This is a genomic window from Pseudomonas sp. SWRI111, assembly GCF_014268555.1.
GTDB classification, from domain to species: Bacteria; Pseudomonadota; Gammaproteobacteria; order Pseudomonadales; family Pseudomonadaceae; genus Aquipseudomonas; species Aquipseudomonas hamedanensis.
The window spans coordinates 43,641-68,957 of the sequence record NZ_JABWQQ010000028.1; the positions used below are offsets into that span (position 1 = coordinate 43,641).

The following is a 25,317-nucleotide window of genomic DNA, read 5'->3' on the forward strand; positions in this document are numbered from 1 at the left end:
AGGCTCGCTCCCACAGGTTGCTGTGTTTCAACTCAACAGAGGTGGTTCGCCACCTCTGTAACGATCAAAGATTTGCGGAGTACGTCATGGCCATCGCCGTTCCCCTGAACGAGGGCGCCAGCCCCACCTTGAAGCAGAAGCTCAAGCACGCCGAGCGGGTCAACCGCTGGAAAGCGCAGGCGCTGATTGCGCCGCTGGTGCTGTTTCTGTTGCTGGTGTTTCTGGTGCCGATCGTGGCGCTGCTCTATAAAAGCGTCGGCAACCCGGAAGTGGTCGGCGGCATGCCGCGCACCGTTACGGCCATCGCGGGTTGGGACGGCCGCGGTCTGCCCGCCGAACCGGTCTACAAGGCTGCCAGCGAAGACCTCGCCGAAGCGCGCAAAAACCAGACGCTGGGCGATCTGTCCAAGCGCTTGAACATGGAGTTGGCCGGCTACCGCAGCCTGCTGACCAAAACCGCCCGGGCGCTGCCGTTTGCCAGCGAACCGGCCTCCTATAAAGAAGCGCTCGAAGCGCTGGACGAGCGTTGGGGCGATCCGGCCTACTGGCAAGCGGTGAAACGCAACACCAGTAGCATCACCCCGTATTACTTGCTCGCAGCGGTCGACCACCGAATCGATGACCTCGGCGAGCTCGCCCCGGCAACCCCGGATCAGGCGATCTACCTCGACATCTTTGCCCGCACCTTCTGGATGGGCTTGGTCATCACTGTGATCTGCCTGTTGCTGGCTTATCCATTGGCGTACCTGCTGGCGAACCTGCCATCGCGGCAGAGCAACCTGCTGATGATTCTGGTGCTGCTGCCGTTCTGGACGTCGATTCTGGTACGCGTTGCCGCGTGGATCGTGCTGCTGCAATCCGGCGGGCTGATCAACAGCGCATTGCTGGCGATGGGCATCATTGATAAGCCGCTGGAGTTGGTGTTCAACCGTACCGGCGTGTACATCTCGATGGTGCACATTTTGTTGCCGTTCATGATTCTGCCGATCTACAGCGTGATGAAAGGCATCTCGCCGACCTACATGCGTGCGGCGATTTCCCTCGGCTGCCATCCGTTCGCCAGTTTCTGGCGGGTGTACTTCCCGCAGACCTACGCCGGCGTCGGCGCCGGGTGCCTGTTGGTGTTCATCCTCGCCATCGGCTACTACATCACCCCGGCGCTGCTCGGCAGCCCGAACGACCAAATGGTCAGCTACTTCGTCGCCTTCTACACCAACACCAGCATCAACTGGGGCATGGCCACCGCGCTGGGCGGTCTGCTCTTGCTGGCGACCGTGGTGCTTTATCTGATCTACAGCTGGCTGGTGGGCGCCAGTCGCCTGCGCCTGAGCTAAGGGGAATTTGCGATGCTGAGTCCTTACATGTCGCCCGTTGAACGGGTGTGGTTCTACAGCCTGCGGATCCTCTGCGGCCTGATCCTGTTGTTCCTGATTCTGCCGGTGCTGGTGATCGTGCCGCTGTCGTTCAATTCGGGAAGTTTTCTGGTCTACCCACTGCAGGGTTTTTCGCTGCAGTGGTACCACGACTTCTTCGCCTCGGCGGAATGGATGCGCGCCCTGAAGAACAGCATCATCGTTGCTCCGGCCGCGACCGTGCTGGCGATGATTTTCGGCACCCTGGCGGCCATCGGCCTGACCCGCGGCGACTTCCCGGGCAAATCGCTGGTGATGGCGCTGGTGATTTCGCCGATGGTGGTGCCGGTGGTGATCATCGGTGTGGCGAGTTATCTGTTCTTTGCGCCGCTGGGTCTGGGTAACAGCTTCTTCTCCCTGATCGTCGTGCACGCGGTGCTCGGTGTGCCGTTTGTGATCATTACCGTGTCGGCGACTTTGCAGGGCTTTAATCACAATCTGGTGCGAGCGGCTGCCAGCCTGGGGGCTTCGCCGTTGACCGCGTTTCGCCGGGTGACCTTGCCGCTGATCGCGCCGGGGGTGATTTCCGGGGCGCTGTTTGCATTTGCCACTTCGTTTGATGAAGTGGTGGTGACGCTGTTTCTGGCAGGGCCAGAGCAGGCAACCTTGCCTCGGCAGATGTTCAGCGGGATTCGCGAGAACCTCAGTCCGACTATCGCCGCTGCCGCGACGTTGCTGATTGCCTTCTCGGTGATCTTGCTGCTGACCCTGGAATGGCTGCGCGGGCGCAGCGAGAAACTGCGTACCGCCCAAATCTGACGCCGCACTCGGTCAAAAATGTGGGAGGGGGCTTGCCCCCGAAAGCGGTGGGTCAGTCGACATTGTTTCAACTGATCCACCGCTTTCGGGAGCAAGCCCCCTCCCACAAGGGGATTTGTGTTGTATGCACAGTTCTTGGTCATTCACACCCTGAATAGCAGACAACCCCAAATCCCCAGCTAATCTTGTGCCCAGCTCCCCTATCTATAAGAGGCTGCGCACCATGAGTCTGTCCCAGTTCAAAATCGCTCACAAACTGATCACCGGCGCCGCAGCCATCGAACAACTGGCGGCAGAACTCACCCGGCTGGACATCGACAACCCGCTGATCGTCACCGACGCCGCGCTGGTCAAGTCCGGCACCGTCGAGCTGGCGCTGGTACAACTCGGCGGGCGCGAGTACGAGATTTTCGACCGCGTCCTGCCCGACCCGGAGATTGCCATCGTCGAAGACTGCATGCGCGCCTACCGCGAAGGCGGGCATGACGGTTTGATCGGCCTCGGTGGCGGCAGCGCCATCGACATCGCCAAAAGTGTCGCCGCGTACGCTGGATATCACGGCGCACTTGAGGACCTGTTCGGCGTCGATCAGGTGCCGCGCAAAGGCCCGCCGCTGATCGCCATCCCGACCACGGCCGGTACCGGCTCGGAGGTGACCAACGTCGCGATCCTCTCGGACAAGGTAGCTCAGCTGAAGAAAGGCATCGTCAGCGATTACCTGCTGCCGGACGTCGCACTGGTCAGTCCGCAAATGACCCTGACCTGTCCGCGCAGCGTTACCGCGGCCAGTGGCGTCGATGCGCTGGTGCACGCCATCGAATCCTATCTGTCGGTGAATGCCTCGCCGATCACCGATTCCCTCGCCATCGGCGCGATCAAACTGATTGCCAGCGCCTTGCCCAAGGCCTACGCCAACGGCGCCAACCTGCAAGCGCGCGAAGACATGGCCACCGCCAGCCTGATGGCCGGCATGGCGTTCGGCAACGCCGGGGTGGGTGCAGTGCATGCGTTGGCCTATCCGCTGGGCGGGCGTTTCAACATTGCCCACGGCGTCAGTAACGCCTTGTTGCTGCCCTATGTGATGACCTGGAACAAAATGGCCTGCGTCGAACGCATGCAGGATATTGCCGAAGCCATGGGCGTGAAGACCGCTCATCTGAGCGCGAACGAGGCAGCGGACAAAGCCGTGCAGGCGATGACGGACTTGTGCGCGGCGGTGGAAATTCCCGCCGGGCTGCGCAGCTTCGGTGTGCCGGAAGAGGCGATCCCGGCGATGGCCGTGGAAGCCGCCGGGATCGAGCGCCTGATGCGCAACAATCCGCGCAAGCTCAGCGCCGTCGACATCGAGAAGATCTACCGCGCGGCGTACTGAGGCACAGTCGCTCAGGGCTCATGGCACAACCCAATCATCGCGGTCACGGTGCGTGCGCACAAACTTGAGGTATACAATGCGCGCCATCGTGATTTAGCTCAGCACAGGTGCGTCATGCAGCCCTTCGTAATTGCTCCGTCGATCCTCTCCGCCGACTTCGCCCGCCTCGGCGAGGAAGTGGACAACGTTCTCGCCGCCGGCGCCGACTTCGTCCATTTCGACGTCATGGACAACCACTACGTGCCGAACCTGACCATCGGCCCGATGGTCTGCGCCGCATTGCGCAAGTACGGCGTCACCGCGCCGATCGACGCGCACCTGATGGTCAGCCCGGTGGACCGCATCGTTGGCGATTTCATCGAAGCCGGCGCGACGTACATCACCTTTCACCCGGAAGCCACGCTGCACGTCGACCGCTCGCTGCAACTGATCCGTGAAGGCGGCTGCAAGTCCGGCCTGGTGTTCAACCCGGCGACCCCGCTGGACGTGCTCAAGTACGTGATCGACAAGGTCGACATGGTTTTGCTGATGAGCGTCAACCCGGGCTTCGGCGGGCAGAAATTCATTCCCGGCACCCTCGACAAACTGCGTGAAGCGCGGGCGATCATCGACGCTTCGGGCCGTGACATCCGCCTGGAAATCGACGGCGGCGTCAACGTCAACAACATCCGCGAAATCGCTGCCGCTGGCGCTGACACCTTTGTCGCCGGTTCGGCCATTTTCAACGCGCCGAACTATCAGGAAGTCATCGACAAGATGCGTTCCGAACTGGCACTGGCGCGGCCATGAGCGGTTTTGAGCAGTTGTTCCCAGGGCAACTGCCACGGTTGGTGATGTTCGATCTGGATGGCACGCTGATCGATTCGGTTCCCGACCTGGCGGTGGCGGTGGATCGCATGCTGCTCACCCTCGGCCGCCCGCCTGCGGGCATCGAGGCGGTGCGCGAATGGGTTGGCAATGGTGCACCGGTGCTGGTGCGCCGGGCGTTGGCCGGCAGCATTGATCACTCGGCAGTGGATGACGCCGAGGCCGAGCGCGCGCTGGAAATCTTCATGGAGGCCTACGGCGCCAGCCATGAGCTGACAGTGGTGTATCCCGGTGTGCGCGACACCCTCAAGTGGCTGCACAAACAAGGTGTGGCCATGGCGCTGATCACCAACAAGCCGGAGCGTTTCGTCGCGCCGCTGCTGGATCAGATGAAAATCGGCCGTTACTTCAAGTGGATCATCGGCGGCGACACCCTGCCGCAGAAGAAACCTGACCCGGCGGCGCTGTTCTTCGTGATGAAAATGGCCAACATCCCGGCCTCGCAATCGTTGTTCGTCGGTGACTCGCGCAGTGACGTGCTGGCGGCGAAAGCGGCGGGGGTCAAGTGTGTGGCACTGAGTTACGGCTATAACCATGGTCGGCCGATCGCCGAGGAATCGCCGGCACTGGTGATCGACGATCTGCGCAAACTAATTCCCGGTTGCCTCGTCACGGCCGCTGAGATAACGTTGCCCGACGCTGCTCAACCCCCTTCTGGAAACGCCATCGTGGTGGTCACCCGCAAACTCTGGATGAAAGTCATCAAGGCCCTGGCCCGCTGGCGTTGGCGCGCCTGACTGATTCTGGCCGGCCTGCCGGCGCGTTTGCCTGACTGACTGATTGCACCTCACACCACGAGGCACCTTATGATCCGCGAAGAATTCCTGCGTCTGGCCGCTGACGGCTACAACCGCATCCCGCTGGCCTGCGAAACCCTGGCCGACTTCGACACGCCGCTGTCGATCTACCTGAAACTGGCCGACCAGCCCAACTCCTACCTGCTCGAATCGGTGCAGGGCGGCGAGAAGTGGGGCCGTTACTCGATCATCGGTTTGCCGTGCCGCACCGTGCTGCGGGTCCACGACCATCACGTGAGCATCACCGTTGATGGCGTCGAGACCGAAAGCCACGATGTCGATGATCCGCTGGCCTTTGTCGAAACCTTCAAGGCACGCTACAACGTGCCGACTATCGCCGGTCTGCCGCGCTTCAATGGTGGTCTGGTCGGTTACTTCGGTTACGACTGCGTGCGGTATGTCGAGAAGCGCCTGGGCAAGTGCCCGAACCCGGATCCGCTGGGCGTTCCGGATATTCTGCTCATGGTGTCCGACGCGGTCGTGGTGTTCGACAACCTCGCCGGCAAGATGCACGCAATCGTCCTCGCCGACCCGGCCCAGGCCGATGCCTTCGAACAGGGGCAGGCGCAACTGCAGACGCTGTTGGAAAAACTGCGCCAGCCGATCACCCCGCGTCGTGGCCTGGATTTCAGCAAGCAGCAGTCGGCCGATCCGGTGTTTCGTTCGAGTTTTACTCAAGACGATTACGAAAAAGCCGTCGACACCATCAAGGAATACATCCTTGCCGGTGACTGCATGCAGGTGGTGCCGTCGCAGCGCATGTCGATCGATTTCAAGGCAGCGCCGATCGATCTGTACCGTGCCCTGCGTTGCTTCAACCCGACGCCATACATGTACTTCTTCAACTTCGGCGACTTCCACGTCGTCGGCAGTTCGCCGGAAGTGCTGGTGCGGGTCGAAGACAACCTGATCACCGTGCGCCCGATTGCCGGTACGCGCCCGCGTGGCGCCACCGAAGAAGCCGATGTGGCGCTGGAACAAGACTTGCTGTCGGACGACAAAGAGATCGCCGAGCATTTGATGCTGATCGACCTGGGCCGCAACGACACCGGGCGCGTCTCGGAAATCGGCTCGGTGAAACTCACCGAGAAAATGGTCATCGAGCGTTATTCCAACGTGATGCACATCGTCTCCAACGTTACCGGCCAGTTGAAGGCCGGCCTGACTGCGATGGACGCGCTGCGGGCGATTCTGCCGGCGGGCACTTTGTCCGGCGCGCCGAAGATTCGCGCAATGGAGATCATCGACGAACTCGAGCCGGTCAAGCGTGGTGTGTATGGCGGCGCAGTCGGTTACTTCGCCTGGAACGGCAACATGGACACGGCCATTGCGATCCGCACGGCGGTGATCAAGAACGGCGAACTGCACGTGCAGGCCGGCGGCGGCATCGTCGCCGACTCGGTGCCGGCGCTGGAATGGGAAGAAACCCTGAACAAGCGCCGCGCGATGTTCCGCGCCGTGGCCCTTGCCGAACAAACCCCGGAAGCCTGAGCCAACACACAACCCTTGTAGGAGTGAGCCTGCTCGCGATCGCGGACTAATATTCAACATATTCGTTGACTGACCCACCGCAATCGCGAGCAGGCTCACTCCTACATTTGGATTGTGTCGGGGCATAAAAAAGCGGCGCCTGTGAAGGCGCCGCTTTTTTGCATCCATGACTCAGAAATCCAGCACAACCCCGACATTCAAGCCCTGCTGCTTGAAGTCATCGTCCTTGCGCAGCGTATAACCAGCGCGCAACGCCAGATCCATCGTCAGCTTGTGACTGACTCCCAGGCTCAAGCGGTTCAGGTGGCTCGCCGGTGTGTAGCCTTCAAGCGTGAAGTCATTGCCCGGCAGAGTGTTGAGCGCAATATTGACCTTCTGCACGTCATCTTCGTACTCCCGCTCATGCGCATATTCGCCGTATACCTGGGTTTGCGCGGTGAAGTTGTACTTGCCCTGAATACCCAGGCCCAGGCGTTTCGAATCGCGGCTCTGGTCATCGAAGGTCAGCGCGGTGGCGCGATTGCTCTTTTCCGAGTAACCGTCGACATCGACGCTGGCGTAGTCGGCGCTGACGAACGGCGACAGGTGCCATTCGCTGCCCGGCTGGGCGATGTCATAACCGATACGGGTGCTGAACGCCCACAGGCTGCCGTCGGTATCGCCTTTCTCCGCACCCTCGCTGGCGCCGAGGTCAAACTTGCGCTTGAGGTTGTCGTAGTCGAGTTTGCCGCCGGTCAGTGCGGCATCAGCCCACCAGCGATTCTGCTGAAACTGGGCGAATGCGGTGCCCATGTAGCTGTTGAGTTTGTAGTCCGAGTCGTTATGCCCGGCCTCCAGGTTCTGCCGGTAGAAACCTGCTGCCACGCCCACACGCCAGGCATCGTTGACGCGATAGCTGCCGCCGACGTTGAGGTTATAACCGCTGCCATCGGCGCTGGCGCCGCTGCTTTGGCTGTCGACATCCAGGTGCTGGCCGCCTGCCGAGACAAGGGCGCGCCATTGGCCGACCGCTTGCCAGTTCTCCCAGTCTGCCTGCCACTGGTTACGCAATTCATCCTGATGTGCACGCACGGTGCCGTGGGCCATTTCCGTCAGCAGGCTCAATTCCCACGGTGCTGCCAGCAAGGAATAAGCGTAATCGGCGATCAGTTTCTGCCCGGACTCGGTTGGGTGCACGCCGTCGTTGTAAATCAACTTGGTCGGATCCGGCGTGGCACTGTTGATCCCGTAACGGGCGTTTTCGGGGCAGCCGTTGCCGCTGAAGCAGGTCGCGGTGAGGTTCTGGTCAGTGGCCAGGCCAAAGCGTCCCGGATCGGCAAAAGCCTCCGAGAGCAGCGCTGGAATATTCAACGGGATGATTTCGGCGTCGATGCCTTGCAGACGCGTCACCAACTGGCTGTTGAACTGGTTGGCGAGGGTACTGCTGAAGGCCTGCAGCGGCGTGCCGTTCAGGGCCGGGGTCAAGCCAACGTCGGGCAACAGCCAGACCATCACGTATTTGGCGCCGGCGGTTTGCAGGGTTTGCACGCTGTCAGCCAGGCGATCGGCAGCGGCACTGGCCTGGGGCAGACTGAGGACACGGCCTTGCAGGAAGTCGTTGCCGCCGCCGGAGATGTAATAGAGGGCGTTCGGGTCGGCACGCAAACCGTTCGACGGCAAGTAGCCGGCGCGGGTACGTTCGCCCGTGGCCGATTGCGTGGTGATCGAGTCGAGAATCTGGTCGGTGCGATAACCGCCGACCGCCCAGTTGCTGCCGTCGACCTGGCCGTTGTCGGCGCGCACGGCCGAACTCGACGACGCTGTCTGATCTGCCGAAAAACCCAGGCGGCCGCCCAGCAGTTGGGTGGAATTCAACGAATACAGTTCGCCGCTGCCATCCTGATACAGCGGCCCGGTGCGGTTGGTGTAACGCTCGGTGGCGCCTGCCGGCCCGCCGCTGTCGGCGAACGTCCCGGCGTCGTTGAGGCTGTCGCCAAACACAATGAAGTTCGAATAGGGGTTGGGCGCCGCATTCGCCTGGGCGCAGGCCAGCGCGAGCAGGCAGCCGGCCATGGGTGCAAACAACGTCTTTTTATTCATGAGCAAGTCCGTTTATTTATTGTTGTAGGTGAACGAAACGACAGTACCAAAAACTTCCGGCCTTTTGCCATCGATCGCCAATCCCTGTCTGGTTTTATCCCTTGCAGCCAAGGTCATATTGCACGCTCTGCCCAGCTAAGTTACTGTGCCGGAACGTATGAACGAGACCTTCCCCGTGTTGATCACCAGCAAACTTCTGGATCAAGTCATCAAGGCACACGCCCGCTGGCGTTGGCGCGCCTGAATCTTTTCCGCCGGCCCCGCCGGATCTGTATCGCTTTGCCTTCCTTGTCTGTTTGAAATGCCGCTGTGTCGCCGTCTGTTCTGGCGTCCGACATCGTGCAGCGCCCTGCGGGCAAGTCATCTGAAGGCTGTCTCCAAGTCAGAATTCAAGAGGTTCGAAACGCCATGTTGCTGATGATCGACAACTACGACTCCTTTACTTACAACGTTGTGCAATACCTCGGCGAGCTGGGTGCCGAGGTCAAAGTCGTGCGCAACGATGAATTGACGATTGCTCAGATCGAAGCGCTCAACCCTGAGCGCATCGTGGTGTCCCCCGGTCCTTGCACACCGACCGAAGCCGGCGTCTCCATCGACGCCATCAAGCACTTCGCCGGCAAATTGCCGATTCTCGGCGTCTGCCTGGGTCATCAGTCGATCGGCCAGGCCTTTGGTGGCGATGTCGTACGCGCGCGTCAAGTGATGCACGGTAAGACTAGCCCGGTATTCCACGAGGACAAGGGCGTTTTTGCCGGCCTCAATCATCCGCTGACCGTCACCCGCTACCACTCGCTGATCGTCAAGCACCAGACTTTGCCCGATTGCCTGGAGCTGACCGCGTGGACGCAACACGACGACGGCTCGGTCGATGAGATCATGGGCCTGCGTCACAAAACCCTGAACATCGAGGGCGTACAGTTTCATCCCGAGTCGATCCTCACCGAGCAGGGCCATGAACTGTTTGCCAATTTCCTCAAACAAACCGGCGGCACGCGCTAAGGACTTTTCATGAATATCAAGACAGCCCTGAGCCGTATCGTCGATCACCTCGACCTCAGCACCGATGAAATGCGCGACGTGATGCGCGAAATCATGACCGGCCAATGCAGCGACGCGCAGATCGGCGCGTTCATGATGGCCATGCGCATGAAGAGCGAGAGCATCGACGAAATCGTCGGCGCCGTGTCGGTGATGCGCGAGCTGGCCGATCAGGTCGAGCTGAAAACCCTCGACGGCGTGGTCGACGTGGTCGGGACCGGCGGCGACGGCGCGAACATCTTCAACGTCTCGACCGCTTCCTCTTTTGTTGTCGCTGCGGCCGGTTGCACCGTGGCCAAGCACGGCAACCGCGCAGTCTCCGGCAAGAGCGGCAGTGCCGACCTGCTGGAAGCCGCCGGCATCTACCTGAACCTGACCCCGGTTCAGGTTGCCCGTTGTATCGACAACGTCGGCATCGGTTTCATGTTCGCCCAGACCCATCACAAAGCCATGAAGTACGCCGCCGGCCCGCGCCGCGACCTGGGCCTGCGGACACTGTTCAACATGCTTGGCCCGCTTACGAATCCGGCCGGTGTGAAACATCAGGTGGTGGGCGTGTTCACCCAGGCGCTGTGCCGGCCATTGGCCGAAGTCTTGCAACGACTGGGCAGCAAACATGTGCTGGTGGTGCACTCCAAGGACGGTCTGGACGAGTTCAGCCTCGCCGCGCCAACCTTCGTCGCCGAGCTGAAGAATAACGAGATCACTGAATATTGGGTCGAGCCGGAAGATCTGGGCATGAAAAGCCAGAGCCTGCATGGCCTGTCGGTCGAAGGCCCGGAAGCGTCGCTGGCGTTGATCCGCGATGCGCTGGGCAAGCGCAAGACCGAAAACGGCCAGAAAGCGGCCGAGATGATTGTGCTTAACGCCGGTGCCGCGCTGTATGCCGCCGACGTGGCGAACAGTTTGAAACAGGGCGTAGAGCTTGCGCACGATGCCCTGCACACCGGCCTCGCTCGGGAAAAACTCGAGGAGCTGGGTGCCTTTACCGCGGTATTCAAAGTGGAGAATGAGGGATGAGCGTACCGACGGTTCTGGAGAAGATCCTTGCGCGCAAAGTCGAGGAAGTTGCTGAGCGCAGTGCCCGTGTAAGCCTCAGCGAACTGGAAAACCTGGCCCGGGCGGCCGATGCGCCCCGTGGCTTTGCTCAGGCATTGCTGGCGCAGGCGAAGAAAAAACAGCCCGCGGTGATTGCCGAAATCAAAAAGGCCTCACCGAGCAAAGGCGTGATCCGCGAGGACTTCGTACCCGCCGACCTCGCCAAAAGCTACGAGAAGGGCGGGGCGACCTGCCTGTCCGTGCTGACCGACGTCGATTACTTCCAGGGCGCCGATGCTTACCTGCAACAGGCCCGTGCGGCGTGCAAATTGCCGGTCATCCGCAAGGATTTCATGATCGATCCGTACCAGATCGTTGAAGCCCGAGCCTTGGGCGCCGATTGCGTGCTGTTGATCGTCTCCGCACTCGACGATGTGAAAATGGCCGAGCTGGCAGCCGTGGCCAAAGGCGTCGGTCTCGATGTGCTGGTGGAAGTGCACGACGGCGACGAACTTGAGCGCGCGTTGAAAACCCTCGACACGCCGCTGGTCGGGGTTAACAACCGTAATCTGCATACCTTCGACGTCAGCCTGGAAACCACCCTCGACCTGCTGCCGCGCATTCCGCGGGATCGATTGGTAATCACCGAAAGCGGCATTCTCAATCGCGCCGATGTCGAGTTGATGGAAATCAGCGACGTGTACGCGTTCCTGGTCGGCGAAGCGTTTATGCGCGCGGAAAACCCGGGCATTGAATTGCAGCGCTTGTTCTTCCCGGAGCGTGGCGGTCCGGTGATAAGCGGGTCGACCCTCGACTGAGTCGACGCCATCGCGAGCAGGCTCACTCCTACATTTGAAACGCGTTCCCCCTGTAGGAGTGAGCCTGCTCGCGATGGGGCCCTCGAATCCGCTAAAGAGACTCGACTTGCCGGAGCCCTCCATGTCGCTGCCAACCCCCCTGACCATCGAATCCGGCCTGCAAGCCGAACAAGACTTGTTGGCCTCGATCTGCGCCGGCGACGCCGAATTCGGCCTGCTGTTCTGGCAACCCACCGATCGCGCGCTGGTCATGCCGCGCCGCCTCAATCGTCTCCCTGAATTCGACCACGCCTGCGAAGTCTCCGCCGCCGCCGGTTGGCCGGTATTGTTGCGCGAAACTGGCGGTGAGCCGGTGCCGCAATCCGCTTCAACCATCAATATTGCCTTGGTGTATGCGCCGCCGCGCAGCGAAGGCGACTTGAATCGCATCGAAACCGGCTACCGCCGTCTGTGCGATCCGATCTGTCAGTTGCTGGATGAGTTGGGTGGCACCTCATCGGTGGGCGAAGTCGACGGCGCCTTTTGCGACGGTCGTTTCAACGTCAATCTGGACGGGCGCAAGATGGTCGGCACCGCCCAGCGCTGGCGCCAGAGTCAGGGCGGGCAGCGCCCGGTCGGGCTGGTGCACGGTGCGATGTTGATCGATGACGAGCGCCAGGCAATGGTCGCAGCGGTCAATCGCTTCAATGAGGCCTGCAGTCTGGAGCAGCGAGTGAGGGCTGAAAGCCACATCGCCCTGCGTGAGAAATTCAACGCGCCACAGGCCTTGGCGCGTCTGGATGAACTGTTTCGCTTGATGCTGGCGCGGATCTACAGCGCTTAGCGTGTCCCGTAGACCACCATGGTCTTGCCTTTCACATCGACCAGGTTACGTTCCTCAAGATCCTTGAGCACGCGACCGACCATCTCTCGCGAACAACCGACAATTCGACCGATTTCCTGACGGGTCACCTTGATCTGCATGCCGTCCGGGTGAGTCATGGCGTCCGGCTGTTTGCACAGTTCCAGCAGGCAGCGAGCGACTCGACCGGTGACGTCGAAGAATGCCAGATCGCCGACCTTGCGCGTGGTGTTGCGCAGGCGCTGTGCGATTTGTCCGCTGAGGACGTAAAGAATGTCTGGATCCTGCTGCGACAGCTCGCGGAACTTGGTGTAACTGATTTCCGCCGTTTCGCATTCGACCTTGGCCCGTACCCAGGCACTGCGTTGTTGTTCCTGGCCCGCCTGTTCGAACAGGCCCAGCTCACCGAAGAAATCACCGGCGTTCAGGTACGCAATGATCATTTCGCGGCCATCGTCGTCTTCGATCAGGATGGTGACCGAGCCCTTGATAATGAAGTACAGCGTATCGGAGCGGTCACCGGCGCAGATAATGTTGCTCTTGGCCGCATGGCGACGGCGCTGGCAATGCATCAACAGCTTGTCGAGATTCTTGATTTTGGATGTAGGGGTAATAGCAACCATGGTTGTATCCCGAAAAAACTGCACGGTGATGTTTGATTTTTTTATGAGGCGCCGTAGGCGGTCTTGACGCTGACTGATTGGACGCGCCAGCGAATTGGCGCCAGCTTACCAGACACTTCGTCGGAAATTCGAGAAATTACCTACAGCTTAGAGGTAGCGGTCCTAGGACGTCGGTCGCTGTCAGGCCAAACCGCTGTGCTAAGCTGGCGACCCTTTTTTTACAGTGGAGTCTGGGCGATGAAGGCACGCATCCAATGGGCTGGCGAAGCCATGTTCCTCGGCGAATCCGGTAGCGGTCATGTCGTGGTGATGGATGGTCCGCCGGACGCCGGTGGCCGAAACCTTGGGGTTCGGCCGATGGAAATGCTGTTGCTGGGTGTCGGTGGCTGCAGCAACTTCGACGTGGTCAGCATTCTGAAGAAGTCCCGCCAAGCCGTTGAAAGCTGTGAAGCCTTCCTCGAAGCCGAGCGTGCGACTGAAGATCCGAAGGTGTTTACCAGGATCCACATGCACTTCGTGGTCAAGGGCCGTGGTCTGAAAGAAGCTCAGGTCAAACGCGCCATCGAGCTGTCCGCCGAGAAGTATTGCTCGGCCTCGATCATGCTCGGCGCGGCTGGCGTGGCGATCACCCACGACTACGAAATCGTCGAACTCGGTTGATCCGACATTCAACTATCATAAAAGCAGTGCAGACTCTGGCGATCCCCCGCTGACGTCTGCATAATGCGCCACTTTTTTCAGGGCAGTGATCGGTCAGCCGACGGGTCATTCGCCTGAACAGATAACCAAAATCGCCATCGCGAAGAGGTGTTAACCGTCCTACGCAGGTGCGTTGTTCGCATTTGACGGGCATGCTTGATCACGCGGCCGCGCCGCATACATAGAGAGTTTTTAACGGTGAAAAGCAAACTCAAGCTCCACGGGTTCAATAACCTGACAAAGACCTTGAGCTTCAACATCTATGACATCTGCTACGCGGAAACCCCGCAAGACCAGCAGGCCTACGTCGAGTACATCAATCAAGAGTACAACGCGAAACGCCTGACGCAGATTCTCACAGAAGTTGTCGAGATCATTGGTGCCAACATCCTGAACATCGCCAGTCAGGACTATGAACCCCAGGGCGCCAGCGTCACGATTCTGATTTCGGAAGAGCCGGTAACCCCGACCGAAAGCCAGATCGAAGAATCGCCGGGCCCGTTGCCCGAAATTATCCTGGCCCACCTCGACAAGAGCCACATCACGGTGCACACCTACCCGGAAATCCATCCGGACGACGGTATCGCTACCTTCCGTGTGGATATCGACGTGTCGACCTGTGGTGTCATTTCACCGCTCAAGGCGCTCAACTTCCTCATTCACCAGTTCGATTCGGACATCGTGACCGTGGATTACCGTGTGCGCGGCTTTACCCGTGACGTTGAAGGCAACAAGCACTTCATCGACCACGAGATCAACTCGATCCAGAACTACCTGTCCGAAGACACCCGCGACGCGTACCAGATGACCGACGTGAACGTGTACCAGGAAAACCTGTTCCACACCAAAATGCTGCTGAAGAACTTCGAACTGGATAACTACCTGTTCGGCGACGCCACCAGCAATCTGTCCTCTGAGCAGCGTGCTCAGGTAACTGATCGTGTGAAACACGAAATGCTCGAAATCTTCTACGCGCGCAACATGCCGACTTAAGATTCCAGGCACAAAAAAGGCGACTCCCTCACGGCAGTCGCCTTTTTTATTGCTCGAACACAGCCCCCTGTAGGAGCGAGCCTGCTCGCGAAGAGGCCATTTACAGCAATCGAGATCTCAGATCCGATAAGTACTCTTGGTCATCACCTTCGCCAACAAACTCATCCCGAATTTCACCGGCGCCGGAAAACGAAAACCGCCTGCATCCAGTGCACTTTCCGCATGATGTTCTTCATCGATGCGCATCTGCTCAAGAATCGCCCGGGACTTCTCATCCTCGGCGGGCAATTGCTCCAGATGTTCATTCAGGTGTTTGCACACCTGATGCTCGGTCGCCGCGACAAACCCCAGACTGACCTTGTCGCTGATCAGTCCCGCCACCGCGCCAATCCCGAACGACATGCCGTAAAACAGCGGATTCAAGACACTGGTATGACTGCCCAACTGATGGATGCGCTGTTCGCACCAGACCAGATGATCGATTTCTTCTTCGGCCGCATGCTCCATGGCCTCGCGCACCTGAGGCAGCTTGGCGGTCAGCGCCTGTCCCTGGTACAGCGCCTGGGCACAGACTTCACCGGTATGGTTGATGCGCATCAGGCCAGCGACGTGACGGGTGTCTTCATCGCTCATCGGCGTGTCCGGCTGCAGGATGGCGGGCGACGGGCGGTACGGCTGGCCGCTGAAGGGCAACAGGGTGCGCATCGCGGCATCGGCTTGCAGCAGAAGACGGTCAATGGGCGAGTAGTGACGTTGGGTAGTCATGCTGACCTCCGGGAAATATCTCGGTGGCCAGTTTAACCGAATCGGCCGACGAGGGTTTGCGTTGGGTCATTGGTCGCGGTGTCATGCTTTTTTGTGGGAGCGAGCTTGCTCGCGAAAGCGGAGTGTCAGGCAATGGAGGTTTCGAATCTGCCGACGCCTTCGCGAGCAAGCTCGCTCCCACAGTTTTGTCGTGAATCAGCCCGGCGGCCAGTTCATCTGGCGCTGACCCAGCACGTGCATATGGATGTGATAGACCGTTTGCCCGCCGAGTTCATTGCAGTTCATCACCACGCGAAAGCCTTCCTCGCAGCCCAGCTCCAGCGCGAGACGCTGCGCCGTGAACAGGATGTGCCCGGCCAATGCCTTGTCGTCCTCGGTCAGGTCATTGAGAGTGCGCACATGTTTCTTCGGGATCACCAGGAAATGCACCGGTGCCTGCGGGGCGATATCGTGGAAGGCCAGAACCTGGTCGTCCTCGTAAATGATGTTGGCCGGGATTTCCCGGTTGATGATCTTGGTGAACAGAGTATCCACTGCTGTTTTCTCCGTTGTTTGGACTGGCTTGAGTGTACCCACGGGAGATCAACCCTCCCAGTGTTTTGCTGTAGGGCGATTCAGCGCGGGCAGTAAGACTTGTTAGCCATGCCGGCGAGGGTCCGATTGAGCCAGCGCGAGCCGAATCGCGAGACGAAGGCGACCCAACGATTGCGTCGACCCGGGATAATGATTGCGCGGTTTTTGTCGAGGGCGCGTACGGTATACAGCGCGACTTCTTCGGGACTCATCAGTTTGTGGCTGTCGTTGAGTTTGTCGCTGTCCATTTGCGCGGTGCGGAAAAAGGCTGTGCGTGTCGGACCCGCGCAGAGCACCGAAACCTTGACCGCGCACTTTTTCAACTCGATCCGCAGGGCTTCGGAAAAGTGCAGCACATAGGCCTTGCTGGCGTGATAGGTGCTCATCCACGGCCCCGGATTGAACGCCGCCATCGAGGCGACATTGAGAATCTGCCCGCCTCCTTGCAGTGCCATGCTGTTGCCGATCGCATGGCACAGGCGGGTGAGGGCGAGAATGTTCACCTCGATCAGATCCTGCTCGGTCATCCAGTCCTGCGCCAGAAAAGGGCCGCAGGTGCCGATACCGGCACAATTGACCAACAGGTCGATCTGCCGGTCGCCTTCTTCCAGTTCCAGCAGGAACCCGGACAAACGCAAGGGCTCGCCCAGATCGCAGGCGCGAAACAGTACCTCGACGTCGAAGCGCTGGGTCAGTTCGATGGCAATACTTTCCAGCTGATCACGCTGTCGTGCCACCAGAATCAGGCTGCGGCCACGCCGGGCCAGCGCTTCGGCCATGGCCAGGCCGATGCCGCTGGAGGCGCCAGTGATCAGAGCGTAACGGGTCATGCAATTCTCCATCGCAACAGCTCCGCGCCGGCGACGCGTGTGTCACGGCGGGGAGCGCTGTTCATTCTTTCGCAGAGTCTACAGGGGCCTGCGCCGCTTCGGCTGCATCGTCGGCGGAATTCACCGGCGGTTCGACTTCGGTCTCGATTTCATCAGTGCTCACCGCGCCACCGTCATAGCTGCTTTCCAGGCTGCTTTCGTATTCCTCCTGAACGGCCGTGAAGCCACCGAGTAATCCGCCGGCAAAGATCAGTGCGAAAAACACAATCCACAACGAACACAGCACTTTTACCGCCGTGCTGTTGGGTGGAGGTGGCGGGCCATAGCGGTTGGCGCCGGTATTGCCCGGGACGACCATGATGACCAGAGGAAAGAAGCTGCCCACGAACGGCACCAGGTTCAACAGCCAGAGCCAGCCCGACCAGCCGATATCGTGCAGACGTTGAACGCTGAACAGAATGCTGACGATCAGGAAGCCGATAAACAGGAAGCACGCGAGAATCGCGCCGATAATCAGCCCGGTGGTCGAGTCGCCGCTGACCAGCCCGAGGGCCAGCAGGGCGAACACACCGACGATGGGCAAGGTCACCAGGCTCAGGACCATGGTCCAGGCAAGAAAGCGCAGGCGTCCGATCCGGCCTTCGACACTCAATGGCTTGAGCGTCGCGAATTCAGGAAGGCGTTCACCGACGCTGGCGCGCGGTGGTGCATAAGGTGAGTCCGGTTCGGCCACGGCGGCGGTGTTTTCGTGAACATCCGCCAGGTTCAGTTCAATGGCTGTTTGCGTTTCGATCCGCGCATCGATCCCGGTTTTGCTCAGCGCTTGCAGATAGGTCTGGGCGTCGCTGTGGGACAGGTCACGCTTGAGGGCGACCGTACGGCCATTGAACAGGCGCTCGATGGCGGTGACATCGGTTTTGAACAGATCGGCCAGATTGAGCTTGGCGGTAGCGAGGTCGACACCGGGCTGTAAAGCTCCGTCGAATACGATCTTGTAGCGGGGTTCGCTCATGGCCGGGGCATCCTTGTCGCGAGTAGATTCAAAGGGAGTCAGTGTCAGGCCGATCCAGGCAATCGGCCTGGCAGGGTTAACGTGGCCAGCGTTGCGGCAATTGCGCTGCGCGTTTCTGCGCCTGGCGGTACTCGGCATCAAGGCGAGCGATCAATTGATCCACGCTTGGCAGATCACTTATCTGCCCGACGCCTTGGCCAGCCGACCATACGGTCTTCCAGGCTTTGGCTTCGTCGTTGATCGGTTTGAGCTTGTCGCCGAAATTCACTTCGCCCTTGCCTTGCAGCGCGGCCATGTCGAACCCGGCGGCCTCCAGGCTCTGGCGCATGAAGCTGGCCGGAACCCCTGACACCGCCGGAGTATGAATGATGTCCGCCGCCTTGGCTGTCAGCAGCATTTCTTTATAGGCGTCAGGCGCGTGGCTTTCGCGGGTGCCGATAAAGCGTGTACCGAAGTAGGCCAAATCTGCGCCGAGCAGTTGCGCGGCGAGAATCTCGTGGCCGTGGTTCAAACATCCGGCAAGCAATAAGGTCTTGTCGAAGAATTCACGGATTTCGGCAATCAGTGCGAACGGGCTCCAGGTGCCGGCATGGCCACCAGCGCCGGCGGCGACCGCGATCAAACCATCGACACCGGCCTCGGCGGCTTTCTCGGCGTGCCGGCGCGTGGTTACATCGTGGAACACCAGGCCACCGTAGCTATGAACTGCATCGACCAGCTCTTTCACCGCACCGAGGCTGGTAATCACGATCGGTACCCGGTGCTCGACGCAGATGTCCAGATCCGCCTGCAAGCGCGGGTTGCTGTGGTGCACGATCAGGTTCACGGCATAAGGCGCCGGATTGTCCAGCGTCGCCAGCCCCGCCTCGATCTGTTCCAGCCATGCCTTGAAACCGCTGCTTTCGCGTTGGTTCAGCGCCGGAAAGCTGCCGACCACGCCGTTACGGCAGCAGGCGAGTACCAGCTCGGGATTGGAAATCAGGAACATCGGCGCGGCCACCACAGGCAAACGCAGACGTTGTTCGAGCAGAGCGGGCAGCGACATGATGGACACCCCAGAGATCTGTACGTATTGAAGTTAGAACGGCTTGACCACGACCAGAATTACGATAGCCAGCAATAGCAGAACCGGCACCTCATTGAACCAGCGATAAAAGACATGGCTGCGGGTGTTCTCGCCACGGGCGAAACGTTTTACCTGTGCGCCACACATGTGGTGGTAGCCGATCAGCAAGACGACGAGAGTCAGCTTGGCGTGAATCCAGCCGCCCTGGCTGAAAATGCTCGGGTTCAGGTAGATCAGCCAGCCACCGAAGATCAGCGTGGCGATCATCGCCGGCCCCATGATCCCGCGATACAGTTTGCGCTCCATGATGCTGAAGCGTTCCTTACTGATCGAGTCTTCGCTTTGTGCGTGGTAAACGAACAGTCGCGGCAGGTAGAACAGCCCTGCAAACCAGCATACGACGCTGACGATATGAAACGCTTTGAGCCATAGATAGAGCATTTTTGGTTATTCCCTCATTCACGGTAGCCAGATAGTAGAGGCTTGAACGTCCGCGCGTCACCTTGACGGTTGTCGCAGCCGCGCGCGGCCCCTATTATCGACGGCTTTCCAGTGGGTTCGTTGAGGGCAGGTTTATGGTCAAGGTCGGTATTGTCGGCGGCACGGGTTACACCGGTGTCGAACTGCTGCGTCTGTTGGCACAACATCCGCAGGCAGAGGTGGTGGTCATCACTTCCCGATCCGAGGCCGGTCTGGCCGTGGCTGACATGTACCCGAACCTGCGCGGCCACTATGACGGTCTGGCCTTCAGCGTGCCGGACATCAAGACCCTGGGCGCTTGCGATGTGGTGTTCTTCGCTACACCGCATGGCGTCGCTCATGCTCTGGCCGGTGAACTGTTGGCAGCGGGCACCAAGGTGATCGACCTGTCAGCCGATTTCCGCCTGCAAGACGCCGAAGAGTGGGCCAAGTGGTACGGCCAGCCGCATGGCGCGCCGGAACTGCTGGATGAAGCTGTTTATGGTCTGCCGGAAGTCAATCGCGAACAGATTCGCCAAGCGCGCTTGATCGCTGTTCCGGGTTGCTATCCAACCGCTACGCAATTGGGCTTCCTGCCTTTGCTCGAGGCCGGTCTGGCGGATACTTCGCGTTTGATCGCCGACTGCAAATCCGGCGTCAGCGGTGCCGGTCGCGGTGCGGCTGTAGGCTCGTTGTACTCCGAGACGTCGGAAAGCATGAAGGCCTACGCGGTGAAAGGTCACCGTCACCTGCCAGAAATTCGCCAGGGCTTGCGTCGTGCGGCGGGCAAAGACGTAGGGCTGACTTTCGTGCCACACCTGACGCCAATGATTCGTGGCATTCACTCCACGCTCTACGCAACCGTGACCGATCGTTCGGTGGACCTGCAGGCGCTGTTTGAAAAGCGTTATGCCAACGAACCGTTCGTCGACGTAATGCCGGCGGGCAGCCACCCGGAAACCCGGAGTGTGCGTGGCGCCAACGTCTGCCGTATTGCCGTGCATCGGCCGCAGGATGGTGATCTGGTAGTGGTGCTTTCGGTGATCGACAATCTGGTCAAGGGCGCCTCGGGGCAGGCGGTGCAGAACATGAACATTCTGTTCGGGCTGGACGAGCGCTTCGGTCTGTCCCACGCCGGGATGCTGCCCTAAACGCCGCGACAAGCTTCAAGCCACAAGCTACAAGTTGTCCGCTGCAAGCTTGAAGCTCACCGCTTGAAGCTTGCAGCTGCTTTTCTAATAGTTGACCGATTTTCTAGGACAAGCGGATAATGCGCGTCATCACGCATTATGGCGGCGTAACGCCGGGAGATAGTCAGCATGAGCGTCGAATCCTTCACCCCCACGGCTTTGCAATTCACTCAAGGTGCTGCGCACAAGGTGAAGAGCCTGGTCGATGAAGAGGGGAATGATCGCTTGAAGCTGCGCGTATTCGTTACGGGCGGCGGTTGTTCAGGGTTTCAGTACGGTTTTACCTTCGATGAAGACGTGGCCGATGACGACACTATCGTCGAACGAGAAGGCGTAAGTCTGGTGGTCGACCCGATGAGCTTTCAGTACCTGGCCGGTGCCGAGGTGGATTATCAGGAAGGTCTGGAAGGTTCGCGCTTCGTGATCAAGAACCCGAATGCCACCACGACGTGTGGTTGCGGGTCGTCATTCTCGATCTGAACGCATTCCACTGCAGATAACAAAACGCCGCAGAGCCTTACGGTTCTGCGGCGTTTTTGTGTCTGGCAATTATGCCGGGTAGATGGCGCCGAGTACGCGCAGGCCGCGAGCGCCGGTGACGCTTGGTCGATTAGCGGCAATGCCTTCGAGGCAGCAATGGGCGAGCCAGGCAAAGGCCATGGCTTCGACCCAGTCAGGATCAACGCCGTGGGTGGCCGTGCTGGCGACTTTGGTATTGGGCAGTAGCTGCCCCAGACGCGTCATCAATGTGGCGTTATGCGCGCCGCCGCCACAGACCAGCAGTTCCTGAGTGTCCGATTGAGCACTCTGCAGCGACTCGACGATGGTCAGCGCAGTCAGCTCGAGCAGCGTGGCTTGCACGTCTTCGGCCGAAAACATCGGCAGGCGCGAGAGATGGCGTTCCAGCCATGGCAGATTGAAGACTTCGCGGCCGGTACTTTTCGGGCCCGTGGTAACGAAGAACGGGTCGCTGAGCAGTGCCTTGAGCAGGATTGGCTGAGCGGTGCCTGTCGCAGCCCATTGCCCGTCCCGGTCATAATTTTCGCCGCGGTTCTGGTGAATCCAGGCATCCATCAGAACATTTCCCGGGCCGCAGTCGAAACCGGCTACAGGTTTGTTCGGCTCAATCAGGCTGAGATTGCTGAAACCGCCGACATTCAAGACTGCCTGGTTGCCGGTACGCTCTTCAAACAAGGCTTCATGAAAGGCTGGGACCAGAGGGGCGCCTTGACCGCCCGCCGCGACATCGCGGCTGCGAAAGTCACTGACGACGGTAATACCGGTCAACTCTGTCAGCAGGGCCGGATTGCCGATCTGCACGGTGAAACCGCGCGCCGGCTCATGGCGAATGGTCTGGCCGTGACTGCCGATAGCGCGGATAGCTTCGGGTTGGAGCTGTTGCTGAGCGAGGAGGGAATGAATACCTGAAGCGGCGAGCTCGACCCAGTGTTGCTGGGCAATAGCCGAGCGGGCGATCTCGTCGGAGCCGCTCGCGCACAAGCCAAGCAGTTCGGCGCGCAGGGGATCGGGCATTGGCAGGTAATGAGTGGCGATCAGTTTGATCGCCGAGGTCTGCTCGATCAGGGCAATGTCCAGCCCGTCGAGACTGGTTCCGGACATCACGCCGATATACAGGGCCATGGCTTAGCGCTTGCTCGAAGCAAGCATGGTGGCCTTCTCTTGGTCCATGCGCGCCATCAACGGCTGGCTCTGCGCCAGGAAGCGCGCTCGTTCCGACTTGGCGATTGGATCGGCCATCGGCAGCTTCTGGCCCAGCGGATCGACGTGAACGCCGTTGACCTGGAACTCGTAATGCAAATGCGGGCCGGTGGACAGGCCCGTCGTACCGATGTAGCCAATGACTTGACCTTGCTTGACGGTACCGCCGGTTTTCACGCCTTTGGCGAAACCCTGCATGTGGCCGTAGAGCGTGCGATAAGTGTTGCCGTGCTGAATGATCACAGTGTTGCCGTAACCACCACGACGGCCGGCCAACAGCACTTTTCCGTCACCGGCGGCCTTGATCGGCGTGCCCCGTGGCGCTGCGTAATCGACGCCTTTGTGGGCGCGGATCTTGTTCAGGATCGGGTGTTTGCGGCCCATGGAGAACTTCGAGCTGATGCGGGCGAAGTCAACCGGCGTACGGATGAAGGCCTTGCGCATGCTGTTGCCATCGGCAGTGTAATAGCTGCTGTTGCCTTGTTTGTTGGTATAGCGAACGGCGGTGTAGGTCTTGCCGCGGTTGGTGAAGCGAGCGGACAGGATCGGGCCGGTGCCGACTGCTTTGCCGTTGATGACTTTCTGCTCGTAGATCACATCGAATTCGTCACCCTGACGAATGTCCTGAGCGAAGTCGACGTCGTAGCCGAAGACGCTGGCCATATCCATCGTCAGGCTGTGAGAGAGGCCGGCGCGCGCAGCGGACTGCGACAGCGAGCTGTTGATAACGCCGTGGACGTAAGCAGTGCGAACAGTTGGCTTGGCGGTCACACGGTTGAACGAATAACCCTTGTCGTTCTTGGTCAGGGTGATGGTTTCAACGTCGCTGACTTTGCTGTGCAGGCTGGTCAACTGGCCTTCAGGGCTCAGTTCGAATTCGAGTTTCTGACCGCGCTTGAGCTGGCTGAACTGCTTGGCCTGCTTATCGCTTGCCAGCACTTCATGGACGGACGCTGCTGGCAGGCCGACCTTTTCAAACAGGGTGGACAGCGTATCGCCTTTGGAAACGACTACTTCGCGATGGCCTGGCTCTTTCGGCTTTTCTGCAAGCGCAGCAGGTGCCGGCGCGGTTTCAGCGGTTTGCGCGGCGTTTTCGTCGCTGTTTTCGATTTGTGCGAACGGTGACGTTGCGGGTTCGTTTGTGGCTTGGGCTGCGTCGGCAGCGTCTTGGTCTTGTGTCAGTTGTTCAGCAGGACTTTCCAGCTCAAGACTCAGAGTCGTCTTTTTGGCTTCGACATCGCTAGAGGGAAATACCAGCAGCGCCAGGCTGAGAAGGGCGGCGATTCCACTTGCGGCAAGCAGGTGGGTCTTCGGGTAAAGCGGAGGCGCTTTAGACGGTTCTGTGGTCATAGGTAATTTTGACTTTGAAAAAAGATGAATTGGAAAAGATGAATGACATGATGAAGATGAAATAACTGTATAAAATATAACCAAATCATCTCTGAAGCAAGTCTACAGACCTCCTGTCTGTGGATTGGTGTCCGCGCGCCGGGCAAAACTTGTAATTGGTGCGCGATCTTGTATGGTTGGGTCCCTTTGAATCTGAGCCTTGCGGGTCTGTTATGAAGTCGGTTGAAGAGCAGCTAGCGCTGATTAAACGTGGTGCGGAAGAACTATTGGTCGAGTCCGAGCTGATCGAGAAGCTCAAGCGCGGCCAGCCGCTGCGTATCAAGGCTGGTTTCGATCCAACCGCGCCGGATCTGCACCTGGGGCATACCGTGCTTATTAATAAGCTGCGCCAGTTCCAGGACTTGGGGCATCAGGTGATCTTCCTTATAGGTGACTTCACCGGGATGATCGGTGATCCGAGTGGCAAAAGCGCCACGCGTCCTCCATTGACTCGTGAGCAGGTGCTTGAAAACGCCGAGACCTACAAGACGCAGGTGTTCAAGATTCTTGATCCGGCGAAAACCGAAGTTGCGTTCAATTCGACCTGGATGGACCAGATGGGGCCGGCGGACTTTATTCGCCTGACTTCGCAGTACACCGTCGCGCGCATGCTGGAGCGCGATGACTTCGACAAGCGTTACACCACCAATCAGCCCATCGCTATCCATGAGTTCCTCTATCCGCTGGTGCAGGGCTATGACTCGGTCGCTCTGCGTGCGGATGTCGAGTTGGGTGGTACTGATCAGAAATTCAATCTGCTGATGGGGCGTGAGCTTCAGCGTGGTTATGGTCAAGAGGCTCAATGCATTCTGACCATGCCGTTGCTTGAAGGGTTGGATGGCGTCAAGAAGATGTCCAAGTCCTTGGGTAACTACGTTGGAATCCAGGAAGCGCCAGGCGTCATGTACAGCAAGCTGGTTTCGATTCCGGATGCGCTGATGTGGCGTTACTTCGAATTGCTCAGCTTCCGCTCGATGGATGAGATCAATGTGTTCCGGGCTGACGTTGAGGCGGGTGCCAATCCCCGTGACATCAAAATCAAGCTGGCTGAAGAGATCGTTGCCCGTTTCCATGGCGAGGAGGCTGCGGCCAACGCTCACCGTGGTGCGGGTAACCGGATGAAGGATGGCGAGCTGCCGGATGACTTGCCAGAGATCGAGCTGGCTTCGACTGAAGATATGCCGATTGCGGCTGTCCTTAATAAGGCAGGCCTGGTGAAGAACTCGGCAGCGGCACGTGATCTGCTGGCTGCGGGTGGTGTGCGTGTTGATGGTGAAGTGGTTGATCGCTCCTTTATATATGTACTGGGCGCGACTCATGTTTGCCAGGCTGGCAAGAAGGCTTTTGCCCGTATCACATTGAAATCCGAATAAAGTTGAAAATAGGGGTTGACGGCGAATTCTGGAAGTCTATAATTCGCCCCACTTCCGGCGCAGTCGAAACGGAAAACTCCTTGAGATTCAAAGAGTTACGCAGTTTTCGAC

Annotated in this window: 25 protein-coding genes; 15 read left to right on the plus strand and 10 right to left on the minus strand. The window is 59.5% G+C overall.

The genetic code is table 11. The features are described from left to right. Positions 1-86: 86 nt before the first annotated feature. From HU755_RS24170 to trpE, 6 genes are all read left to right on the plus strand, one after another. A complete protein-coding gene (locus tag HU755_RS24170) occupies positions 87-1,334 on the plus strand; it encodes an ABC transporter permease (protein ID WP_186620993.1) in 1,248 nt (415 codons plus the stop codon). A 12-nt stretch (positions 1,335-1,346) separates the two neighbouring features. Further along, entirely contained in the window at positions 1,347-2,171 is an 825-nt protein-coding gene (locus tag HU755_RS24175) for an ABC transporter permease (protein WP_186550930.1), read from the plus strand. A 223-nt stretch (positions 2,172-2,394) separates the two neighbouring features. Further along, positions 2,395-3,543, plus strand: a complete 1,149-nt coding sequence (locus HU755_RS24180; protein ID WP_186637316.1) for an iron-containing alcohol dehydrogenase — start codon at positions 2,395-2,397, stop codon at positions 3,541-3,543. Positions 3,544-3,657: 114 nt separating this feature from the next. Continuing rightward, a complete protein-coding gene (gene rpe, locus HU755_RS24185; RefSeq protein ID WP_007918813.1) occupies positions 3,658-4,332 on the plus strand; it encodes a ribulose-phosphate 3-epimerase in 675 nt (224 codons plus the stop codon). Then, complete coding sequence (locus tag HU755_RS24190; protein WP_186637319.1) at positions 4,329-5,147, plus strand: phosphoglycolate phosphatase; 819 nt, start codon at positions 4,329-4,331, stop codon at positions 5,145-5,147. The genes rpe and HU755_RS24190 overlap by 4 nt, the downstream gene beginning before the upstream one ends. A 69-nt stretch (positions 5,148-5,216) precedes the next feature. After that, positions 5,217-6,698: an anthranilate synthase component I gene (gene trpE, locus HU755_RS24195; protein WP_186637323.1), complete on the plus strand. Its 1,482-nt coding sequence runs from the start codon at positions 5,217-5,219 to the stop codon at positions 6,696-6,698. Positions 6,699-6,869: 171 nt separating this feature from the next. Here the strand turns inward: trpE and estP are convergent, their stop codons facing one another. Continuing rightward, a complete protein-coding gene (estP, locus tag HU755_RS24200; RefSeq protein WP_186637333.1) occupies positions 6,870-8,777 on the minus strand; it encodes an esterase EstP in 1,908 nt (635 codons plus the stop codon). 408 nt (positions 8,778-9,185) lie between these two features. On the opposite strand from estP, the gene HU755_RS24205 reads away from it, so the two are divergent. From HU755_RS24205 to HU755_RS24220, 4 genes are all read left to right on the plus strand, one after another. Beyond that, on the plus strand, positions 9,186-9,779 hold the full coding sequence (locus HU755_RS24205) for an aminodeoxychorismate/anthranilate synthase component II (RefSeq protein ID WP_186637337.1): 594 nt from the start codon (positions 9,186-9,188) through the stop codon (positions 9,777-9,779). A gap of 9 nt (positions 9,780-9,788) precedes the next feature. Next, the gene (gene trpD, locus HU755_RS24210; protein ID WP_186637340.1) at positions 9,789-10,838 is read left to right on the plus strand and encodes an anthranilate phosphoribosyltransferase; all 1,050 of its coding nucleotides are present in this window, start codon (positions 9,789-9,791) and stop codon (positions 10,836-10,838) included. Next, positions 10,835-11,674: an indole-3-glycerol phosphate synthase TrpC gene (gene trpC / locus HU755_RS24215; RefSeq protein ID WP_186620985.1), complete on the plus strand. Its 840-nt coding sequence runs from the start codon at positions 10,835-10,837 to the stop codon at positions 11,672-11,674. The genes trpD and trpC overlap by 4 nt, the downstream gene beginning before the upstream one ends. 121 nt (positions 11,675-11,795) lie before the next feature. Then, positions 11,796-12,497: a lipoate--protein ligase family protein gene (locus HU755_RS24220; RefSeq protein WP_186637342.1), complete on the plus strand. Its 702-nt coding sequence runs from the start codon at positions 11,796-11,798 to the stop codon at positions 12,495-12,497. Here HU755_RS24220 and crp read toward each other — a convergent pair. After that, positions 12,494-13,138 carry a cAMP-activated global transcriptional regulator CRP gene (gene crp / locus HU755_RS24225; protein WP_186550939.1) on the minus strand — a complete coding sequence of 215 codons (645 nt, stop codon included), beginning with the start codon at positions 13,136-13,138 and terminating at the stop codon, positions 12,494-12,496. The two genes, HU755_RS24220 and crp, sit on opposite strands and share 4 nt — an antisense overlap. 237 nt (positions 13,139-13,375) lie before the next feature. Between crp and HU755_RS24230 the strand changes: the two genes are divergently transcribed. Beyond that, a complete protein-coding gene (locus HU755_RS24230; protein WP_186620984.1) occupies positions 13,376-13,798 on the plus strand; it encodes an OsmC family protein in 423 nt (140 codons plus the stop codon). A 237-nt stretch (positions 13,799-14,035) separates the two neighbouring features. Further along, on the plus strand, positions 14,036-14,830 hold the full coding sequence (speD, locus tag HU755_RS24235; RefSeq protein ID WP_034155105.1) for an adenosylmethionine decarboxylase: 795 nt from the start codon (positions 14,036-14,038) through the stop codon (positions 14,828-14,830). A gap of 117 nt (positions 14,831-14,947) precedes the next feature. On the opposite strand, the gene coq7 is transcribed toward speD, so the two are convergent. From coq7 to hemJ, 6 genes are all read right to left on the minus strand, one after another. After that, positions 14,948-15,595, minus strand: coding sequence for a 2-polyprenyl-3-methyl-6-methoxy-1,4-benzoquinone monooxygenase (coq7, locus tag HU755_RS24240; RefSeq protein ID WP_186550940.1), 648 nt, complete (start codon positions 15,593-15,595; stop codon positions 14,948-14,950). Between the two features lie 195 nt (positions 15,596-15,790). Further along, a complete protein-coding gene (locus tag HU755_RS24245) occupies positions 15,791-16,129 on the minus strand; it encodes an HIT domain-containing protein (protein WP_186637345.1) in 339 nt (112 codons plus the stop codon). An 80-nt stretch (positions 16,130-16,209) separates the two neighbouring features. Then, positions 16,210-16,998 (minus strand): SDR family oxidoreductase, encoded by a 789-nt coding sequence (locus HU755_RS24250; RefSeq protein WP_186637347.1) that lies wholly within the window; start codon positions 16,996-16,998, stop codon positions 16,210-16,212. A 61-nt stretch (positions 16,999-17,059) separates the two neighbouring features. Further along, positions 17,060-18,010, minus strand: coding sequence for a DUF805 domain-containing protein (locus HU755_RS24255; protein ID WP_186637350.1), 951 nt, complete (start codon positions 18,008-18,010; stop codon positions 17,060-17,062). A gap of 76 nt (positions 18,011-18,086) precedes the next feature. Further along, complete coding sequence (locus HU755_RS24260) at positions 18,087-19,055, minus strand: nitronate monooxygenase family protein (RefSeq protein WP_186637353.1); 969 nt, start codon at positions 19,053-19,055, stop codon at positions 18,087-18,089. A gap of 33 nt (positions 19,056-19,088) precedes the next feature. After that, positions 19,089-19,517 carry a protoporphyrinogen oxidase HemJ gene (gene hemJ / locus HU755_RS24265; RefSeq protein WP_186620980.1) on the minus strand — a complete coding sequence of 143 codons (429 nt, stop codon included), beginning with the start codon at positions 19,515-19,517 and terminating at the stop codon, positions 19,089-19,091. 134 nt (positions 19,518-19,651) lie between these two features. On the opposite strand from hemJ, the gene argC reads away from it, so the two are divergent. Together argC and erpA are read left to right on the plus strand one after the other, a co-directional pair. Continuing rightward, complete coding sequence (argC, locus tag HU755_RS24270) at positions 19,652-20,686, plus strand: N-acetyl-gamma-glutamyl-phosphate reductase (RefSeq protein WP_186637356.1); 1,035 nt, start codon at positions 19,652-19,654, stop codon at positions 20,684-20,686. Positions 20,687-20,854: 168 nt separating this feature from the next. After that, entirely contained in the window at positions 20,855-21,205 is a 351-nt protein-coding gene (erpA, locus tag HU755_RS24275) for an iron-sulfur cluster insertion protein ErpA (RefSeq protein ID WP_007918905.1), read from the plus strand. 69 nt (positions 21,206-21,274) lie between these two features. Here erpA and HU755_RS24280 read toward each other — a convergent pair whose 3' ends face one another. Together HU755_RS24280 and HU755_RS24285 are read right to left on the minus strand one after the other, a co-directional pair. Further along, entirely contained in the window at positions 21,275-22,366 is a 1,092-nt protein-coding gene (locus HU755_RS24280) for an anhydro-N-acetylmuramic acid kinase (RefSeq protein ID WP_186637359.1), read from the minus strand. A gap of 3 nt (positions 22,367-22,369) precedes the next feature. After that, positions 22,370-23,794 (minus strand): peptidoglycan DD-metalloendopeptidase family protein, encoded by a 1,425-nt coding sequence (locus HU755_RS24285; protein ID WP_186637362.1) that lies wholly within the window; start codon positions 23,792-23,794, stop codon positions 22,370-22,372. A 212-nt stretch (positions 23,795-24,006) separates the two neighbouring features. Here HU755_RS24285 and tyrS point away from each other — a divergent pair, with 212 nt between their 5' ends. Continuing rightward, complete coding sequence (gene tyrS / locus HU755_RS24290) at positions 24,007-25,206, plus strand: tyrosine--tRNA ligase (protein ID WP_186637368.1); 1,200 nt, start codon at positions 24,007-24,009, stop codon at positions 25,204-25,206. Positions 25,207-25,317 lie beyond the last annotated feature (111 nt).

Bases quoted from the DNA above. Each gene is read 5' to 3' on its own strand.
- tyrS (WP_186637368.1), top strand. From the start codon at position 24,007: ATGAAGTCGGTTGAAGAGCAGCTAGCGCTGATTAAACGTGGTGCGGAA.
- HU755_RS24190 (WP_186637319.1), top strand. From the start codon at position 4,329: ATGAGCGGTTTTGAGCAGTTGTTCCCAGGGCAACTGCCACGGTTGGTG.
- trpE (WP_186637323.1), top strand. From the start codon at position 5,217: ATGATCCGCGAAGAATTCCTGCGTCTGGCCGCTGACGGCTACAACCGC.
- hemJ (WP_186620980.1), bottom strand. From the start codon at position 19,517: ATGCTCTATCTATGGCTCAAAGCGTTTCATATCGTCAGCGTCGTATGC.
- rpe (WP_007918813.1), top strand. From the start codon at position 3,658: ATGCAGCCCTTCGTAATTGCTCCGTCGATCCTCTCCGCCGACTTCGCC.
- HU755_RS24175 (WP_186550930.1), top strand. From the start codon at position 1,347: ATGCTGAGTCCTTACATGTCGCCCGTTGAACGGGTGTGGTTCTACAGC.
- HU755_RS24280 (WP_186637359.1), bottom strand. From the start codon at position 22,366: ATGGCCCTGTATATCGGCGTGATGTCCGGAACCAGTCTCGACGGGCTG.
- coq7 (WP_186550940.1), bottom strand. From the start codon at position 15,595: ATGACTACCCAACGTCACTACTCGCCCATTGACCGTCTTCTGCTGCAA.
- HU755_RS24255 (WP_186637350.1), bottom strand. From the start codon at position 18,010: ATGAGCGAACCCCGCTACAAGATCGTATTCGACGGAGCTTTACAGCCC.
- crp (WP_186550939.1), bottom strand. From the start codon at position 13,138: ATGGTTGCTATTACCCCTACATCCAAAATCAAGAATCTCGACAAGCTG.
- erpA (WP_007918905.1), top strand. From the start codon at position 20,855: ATGAGCGTCGAATCCTTCACCCCCACGGCTTTGCAATTCACTCAAGGT.
- HU755_RS24180 (WP_186637316.1), top strand. From the start codon at position 2,395: ATGAGTCTGTCCCAGTTCAAAATCGCTCACAAACTGATCACCGGCGCC.
- estP (WP_186637333.1), bottom strand. From the start codon at position 8,777: ATGAATAAAAAGACGTTGTTTGCACCCATGGCCGGCTGCCTGCTCGCG.
- trpC (WP_186620985.1), top strand. From the start codon at position 10,835: ATGAGCGTACCGACGGTTCTGGAGAAGATCCTTGCGCGCAAAGTCGAG.
- HU755_RS24205 (WP_186637337.1), top strand. From the start codon at position 9,186: ATGTTGCTGATGATCGACAACTACGACTCCTTTACTTACAACGTTGTG.
- HU755_RS24220 (WP_186637342.1), top strand. From the start codon at position 11,796: ATGTCGCTGCCAACCCCCCTGACCATCGAATCCGGCCTGCAAGCCGAA.
- argC (WP_186637356.1), top strand. From the start codon at position 19,652: ATGGTCAAGGTCGGTATTGTCGGCGGCACGGGTTACACCGGTGTCGAA.
- HU755_RS24250 (WP_186637347.1), bottom strand. From the start codon at position 16,998: ATGACCCGTTACGCTCTGATCACTGGCGCCTCCAGCGGCATCGGCCTG.
- HU755_RS24285 (WP_186637362.1), bottom strand. From the start codon at position 23,794: ATGACCACAGAACCGTCTAAAGCGCCTCCGCTTTACCCGAAGACCCAC.
- HU755_RS24260 (WP_186637353.1), bottom strand. From the start codon at position 19,055: ATGTCGCTGCCCGCTCTGCTCGAACAACGTCTGCGTTTGCCTGTGGTG.
- HU755_RS24170 (WP_186620993.1), top strand. From the start codon at position 87: ATGGCCATCGCCGTTCCCCTGAACGAGGGCGCCAGCCCCACCTTGAAG.
- trpD (WP_186637340.1), top strand. From the start codon at position 9,789: ATGAATATCAAGACAGCCCTGAGCCGTATCGTCGATCACCTCGACCTC.
- HU755_RS24230 (WP_186620984.1), top strand. From the start codon at position 13,376: ATGAAGGCACGCATCCAATGGGCTGGCGAAGCCATGTTCCTCGGCGAA.